Origin of the sequence: Vibrio sp. CAU 1672, from assembly GCF_029223195.1 — a bacterium.
Taxonomy (GTDB): domain Bacteria; phylum Pseudomonadota; class Gammaproteobacteria; order Enterobacterales; family Vibrionaceae; genus Vibrio.
The window spans coordinates 1-5,615 of sequence record NZ_JARHUF010000052.1 but is presented as its reverse complement, the minus strand read 5'-3'; the positions used below and the strand labels follow the sequence as shown (position 1 = coordinate 5,615).

The 5,615-nt window shown below is 39.8% G+C and carries 5 protein-coding genes; all 5 read right to left on the bottom strand.

Going from position 1 to position 5,615, the window contains the following annotated elements:
• Positions 1 to 1,006 precede the first annotated feature (1,006 nt).
• Complete coding sequence (locus P2G85_RS21135) at positions 1,007 to 1,216, bottom strand: DUF3955 domain-containing protein (protein ID WP_086495604.1); 210 nt, start codon at positions 1,214 to 1,216, stop codon at positions 1,007 to 1,009.
• Between the two features lie 791 nt (positions 1,217 to 2,007).
• On the bottom strand, positions 2,008 to 2,622 hold the full coding sequence (locus P2G85_RS21125; protein ID WP_275865989.1) for a hypothetical protein: 615 nt from the start codon (positions 2,620 to 2,622) through the stop codon (positions 2,008 to 2,010).
• Between the two features lie 247 nt (positions 2,623 to 2,869).
• Complete coding sequence (locus P2G85_RS21115; RefSeq protein WP_275865988.1) at positions 2,870 to 3,163, bottom strand: hypothetical protein; 294 nt, start codon at positions 3,161 to 3,163, stop codon at positions 2,870 to 2,872.
• 164 nt (positions 3,164 to 3,327) lie between these two features.
• Positions 3,328 to 3,747: a hypothetical protein gene (locus tag P2G85_RS21105; RefSeq protein WP_275865986.1), complete on the bottom strand. Its 420-nt coding sequence runs from the start codon at positions 3,745 to 3,747 to the stop codon at positions 3,328 to 3,330.
• 808 nt (positions 3,748 to 4,555) lie between these two features.
• A complete protein-coding gene (locus tag P2G85_RS21100; protein ID WP_275865985.1) occupies positions 4,556 to 5,200 on the bottom strand; it encodes a hypothetical protein in 645 nt (214 codons plus the stop codon).
• Positions 5,201 to 5,615: the final 415 nt, after the last annotated feature.

Sequence of the window (5,615 nt, the reverse complement as noted above, 5' to 3'; positions counted from 1 at the left end):
AATACTGATCGTCAAATCGATCCATAAGTCATTGCATTTTTTATGACATCACTGTAGAAATGAGTAAAAGTAGGCTCTCACTTAGGCCTTATTCCACAAGAGTTTTTCATGATCTTGCCCTGACTTGCCCCTCTAAACGATACCCAATATCAAGTTGGTTGCGGATCTCTTCTGGCGGCCGACAAGAATCAAGGTACTTCTCCACTACCTTTCTATAACGCTGTTGCTCAATTTCTGAAAATGCCATATCTATCACCTAACCCTTTAATTAAGCTAAGTTTACGACCTAATTTCATACGTTGGCTAGGTTAATTTTCGAGAAAGTACATAACGCCTTGCTAAGGTGTGAGTAACGCAATACAAAAGCTACCGCACAGCGCCTTAATCACATAAGCCACCGCAAAGTAAAAATGCCACGCGTTACGAATCACTCTTAAGCAATTTGTTAGTACATGTGCTACTTCTATTTATGCACTCCAAGATATTGAAAAGTGGAATAATATGAAAGGCTTTGAACACTGAAGTGAGACGGGCAGCTACAAAACTTAAACCCGGTTAAGAGACAAAAGTTGGCTAGAAGAAAAACGCACTGAACTACCCTACATTCACTAGCTTCAAATTAGAAAAGGATTCGATCCTCGCACTTTGATGGCAACACTCAAAGAAAGATAGGATTCACTTATGAAATACAGCTGAAGCGAAAAAGCGCCAAAGATATAGGCTAAGAGTTAGAAGCCGTAAACGGTGAAATCAAAGCGAACACTCCGCACATAGTGCCACCGGAAAGAACGTGAAAGGCACTAACTGAAAGGTGTAAATACGAGCGCCAAAACAGATAAACACCAAACTGATGACCTTTGATGTCAAACCCGTACTAACGCTGCGTTAAGGTGTGACAAGCGTTTGCCATACTTGAGCGAAGCGAAACCGGCAAGCGTTTGGAATCACTCTTAAACGCCTTGTTATAACGAAGCTTCTTCATGTGCTTGTGGCTTAACTAGCCCGTTTACTGAACCTTTCTATGTTTAACGAAGGCAATAACCAAAGCCACTAACGCCAGTAGCTGAAAAAGCCAGAATAAAGGAATGAACCCAAATGGCTCAACTAAGAAGCCATTCTCGTCTACGTATGAACCGATGGTGTTATAAGCAATTAAACACAAAATACCGCTGATACAGAAAAGAACACTTATTTTATACTTACGGAGAAAATTCATCGGAGCCTCAATATTTGAATATCTAAAATTTTAGACATTTTATAAGTGTACATGGTTCACTCTCAATAAACATGATTGGACAGACAAGTTATAACGCCCAATTAAGGGGTGAACAACGCCTACACCCAAACCTAAAGTATTGTGCCATAAACACTGAATTTGAAGTAGAAGCAAAAATGCCAAGCGTTGTGAATCCCTCTTAAATTGATTGTTATGTTTTACCACAAACACTTGATTTACTTGAGAAAGAACTGCTATTTCTAACTAGTTTTCTGAGCTAAATCTCAAGGCTCGAACCAACTTGGCCATCAAAGGCGATTAACCTTAAACGTGTAATTCCACTTCCCTGCCCAATGAGGCAACCCGACCAAGAAACAACAAGCGCCCTATCTTTCCAACCAAAGCGCAAGACAATGGCTAATTGCCGAGGCAACTGCCAAGCTAAAATGCTAATTGGCTAAGAACCTGGAAGCGACTTTAAGCCAGTTAAACCAGAAGCCAACCGCCACGACCTGACAATGAAGCAACCCACGAACATTGGCATGTTTTACGGGCTGAGAGATTCAAGAATTTAGACCGACAATGCGAATTTGCTGAGTCTACTAGGGACGAATTGCCAGAGGGACAAAGAACTAGAGCCTAAGATATTTAAGCCTTTGAAATACAAGTAAACATAACGCCCTGTTAAGGTGTGAGCAACGCTATACCAAAGCTCCCGTATACCACCTTAAACACAAAACGCAACGCATAGCAAAAATGCCAAGCGTTGCGAATCACTCTTAAACAGATTGTTAGCTGCAAATTTTCAATATGGATTTTCGGATTACCCAGATATAGAACAACGCCAATAAGTCAATTTGAAAGAACCCCAAATTATACTGGTTTGAATACTCTAGAAGTGAGCCACCTAAATTAAAGGATACTGATAACCAATTAAATGTATCACTAACCCAGTCTAAGGTGAGGAAAATACCGCCAATACCGTAGTAATTGAAATATACACCACCAAACCCAAAGGCAAATACTTGTAGTCCAATATTCAAATATGGAAGTACGTAGTATGTTGAGGCCCTTTTGTATAGGATTAGACCCGATAATGTATTGAGGATAATTACAAAAAATGAAGCAACTACTTCAAGCATACTCAATCCAGAGAACGAAAGAACAAGCATTACCAACGCTATTAGCGCAACCAGCAATTGATTCACGCTTATCACTGTTAGTATACGACTCCATCGTAGTTTGCTAGCGTTTGCCTGCTGCTCGTAAAACTCTTGAATCTCGTGCTTTCTTGTCGCTATTTCACTGGTTAAATTTTTGTAGTTTTCAGGGTATGCCTCAGCATCAATGTTTCCTAACGCTTCAAGCAACGATTTCGCATTATACTTTGTATAGTTAATTTCCATTTATATACTCTATTTTCCATTTTGCAGCTAACGCCCGCTTAAGTGGTGAGCAACGCAATACGATGTTTCCGCACACCACCTAAATCACTAAAATCAACGCATGGTAAAAATGCCACGCGTTGCGAATCCGTCTTGAAGCGTTTGTTAGGCTCGACGCCTTTGTTTTTTTGAGAGTTTTCACCTTGAAATAACAAGTGGCACATATGAGATACGCTATTCCAACCTTACATTAACGCTTAAATTTTTCTCAGGCTCTTTCTAAGATTATTTCATCATCGCCTCTTTTAATTTTCACATTGTAATCTTTATAAATTGCGTAAAGTACCGTTACTCCTAAAACAAGTAAGCCAACAATATAAACAACTTCCATTCCACCCAAGGCAGCAAAACCAGCGGCAGTCATAGTTCCCTTAGATAACCCATCTACACCTTTAAACTTTCTAACTTTTTTTGCCAAACTACGATCTTCTATAAGAATACTTTTCTCTTTTTTTCTAACGGCAGAGCCTAGTTCTTTCATTGAGTTAACAACTACAGTCACATTACATCCTCGAAATATTTAAAATGGCCACCTAAGAGCCTAACGCCCAATTAAGGTGTGAAGCACGCGACCACGACACCTAATTTGACCACAGGAAACACTAAACTTAACCCAAACCAAAAATGCCAAGCGTGCTGAATCACTCTTAAATTGTTTGTTAGGTGTTACCACCCAGTCTCCATTGGTTGATAATAACTCACCCACTCATCTTTACTTTCTTTTATGATTTCAAGAAGTTCCGAGTATTGAGAGGGAGAAACAAGTCCTTGAGATAAAAGGTATTTGTAGAACTTTTTAAGAACTGTAATTGTTGCCTTTACTGATTCTGGACTCGACCACATTGCTTTTCGAGGAAACCAACCCTCAAAGAAATATCCAATTTCCTCGACACCACCATTTTGAGGCTCAATAATTTCTTCATACAAAAGGTAGTGGTTCACATAGAAATCAAGATTATTAAGGTGCTTAGACACAGTTTTTTTGGACAGTTTTTCACCTTTTAAATGTGATTCAAATTGATCTAGCAGTTGATTGTTCTTAACCCTTTGTTGTTCAACTAACAACTCGTACTCTTCGTAGTCCATAAAATTCCCGTCGACACTATTTTTTATGATATACAGAAGTTTACATCAAATGGATTATGTTGAACATGAACAGACACCTAACGCCGCGTTAAGGGGTGCCGGCACGCAATACAAAAGCTACCGCAAAGCGCCATAAACACTGAACTCAACGCATACTAAAAATGCCACGCGTGCCAAATCCCTCTTAAACGCTTTGTTATACGCATGAACGTTTAAGCCAAGATTTTATGCCAAGCCCCACTTTGAAACCAAGACCTTTATGCTTTGATGCACTCAAATCAGGCTCATACTTGCAGCAACTTGCCACTGAAACCACTTGGAACAAACCGCGCCGCAGAAAACGGACTGGCAACACCAAAAAGCGCTTTTGGAAAGACAATTTCACAATGAGGACTTTCCACAAACTCACTGAAACCACGTGAACTCACCACACCAGAGAAAGCGGCCTTTCAGCAAGCAAATCCGCTTTTAAAAAGATAAAACCACAGAGCTGAATTGCAGCGAAAACTATCGCCTCGTTTTGCCCCGCGCAGTCCGCACCAAAGAAGAAAACCGTCGACAAATGACAGACCAGAACTGAACCAAGAATCAGAAAAACGAAACTACAATTTGTGATGAGAACTACCTGAATTCAGCGCCGAAAATCAGGAATATTACCCTAAAATTTTAGACTTTCTTCATCTAGCGTATAACGCCGCGTTAAGTAGTGAGCAACGCCACCACGAAACCTAACCATACCACCGTAAACACAAAACCCAACGATGGAATGAAAAATGCCATGCGTTGGGAATCTGTCTTAAACGCTTTGTTATGTTTTTTCTTGCTGCGACCTAAGACCTTTCTTTCTATTTTGAAGCCAATTGCCGACAAGAACTACAGCTGAACTTGATAGAACGCCTATTAAGAATGAAATAAAGTATTCGAAATATGCTTGCTCACGGCTGATTTTGTTTTGATACGCAAACATAGCTTCCAACTTACTTTGGTCCAATTCTAAAATTTGCTTAATTTGATCTCGTTCTGATTCTAATTGTTCCGTTTCCCTAGCAATCAGTTGAACCACTGATTTCTGCGAGTCTACGTAATTACTCAAGGTTTGCAGTGACGTTTGAATTTGATCTAGTTCATTAATTTTACTTTCGATTGACTCATCTCTGGATACTGTTCCAAGGCTAATAGAAGCAATACTAATAAATATTCCAAGAACTGAGGCTATTGATGATGATGCACTAATTTTTGTCACCGTCGTCCACGTAGACCACAATTTAGTCGGTGCGAATTCTTGACCGAGATGCTTAATTGCATCTTCTGCTTCTCTTGGACAACTGCTTCCATTAGCTAAAACCTGACTCTTATAACCTAGCAATTTTTTTCTGATCGCTTCTTTTTCAGATCTAGATAAATCACAATTGTACGCACCACTAAGTAACGCTTGATACTCATCAATCTTCATTAAATCTTACTTCCTCCTCCAAAAACATAACGCCCTGCTAAGGGGTGAACAACGCAATACCGAAGCCGCTGCATACCACCTTAATCACTAAAATCAACGCATAGTAAAAATGCCACGCGTTGTGAATCCCTCTTGAGCAGTTTGTTAGTTTGCAGACCCAAACAGTTGATTTTAAGTTATTTTAAACTTTGCGAACAACAAACTTTATGTGCTTTGATGCACTTAAGTCAGGCGTAGTCTCAAAGCGGCTAATCAATGAAACCACTTGGAACAAACAACGCCGCAGAAAACGAACTCACAACACCAAAAAGCACTTTTGGAAAACCAATCTCACAATGCGGACTTTCAACAAAGTCACTGAAACCACGTGAACTTACCACACCAGAGAAAACGTCATTTCAGCGAGTAAATCGGC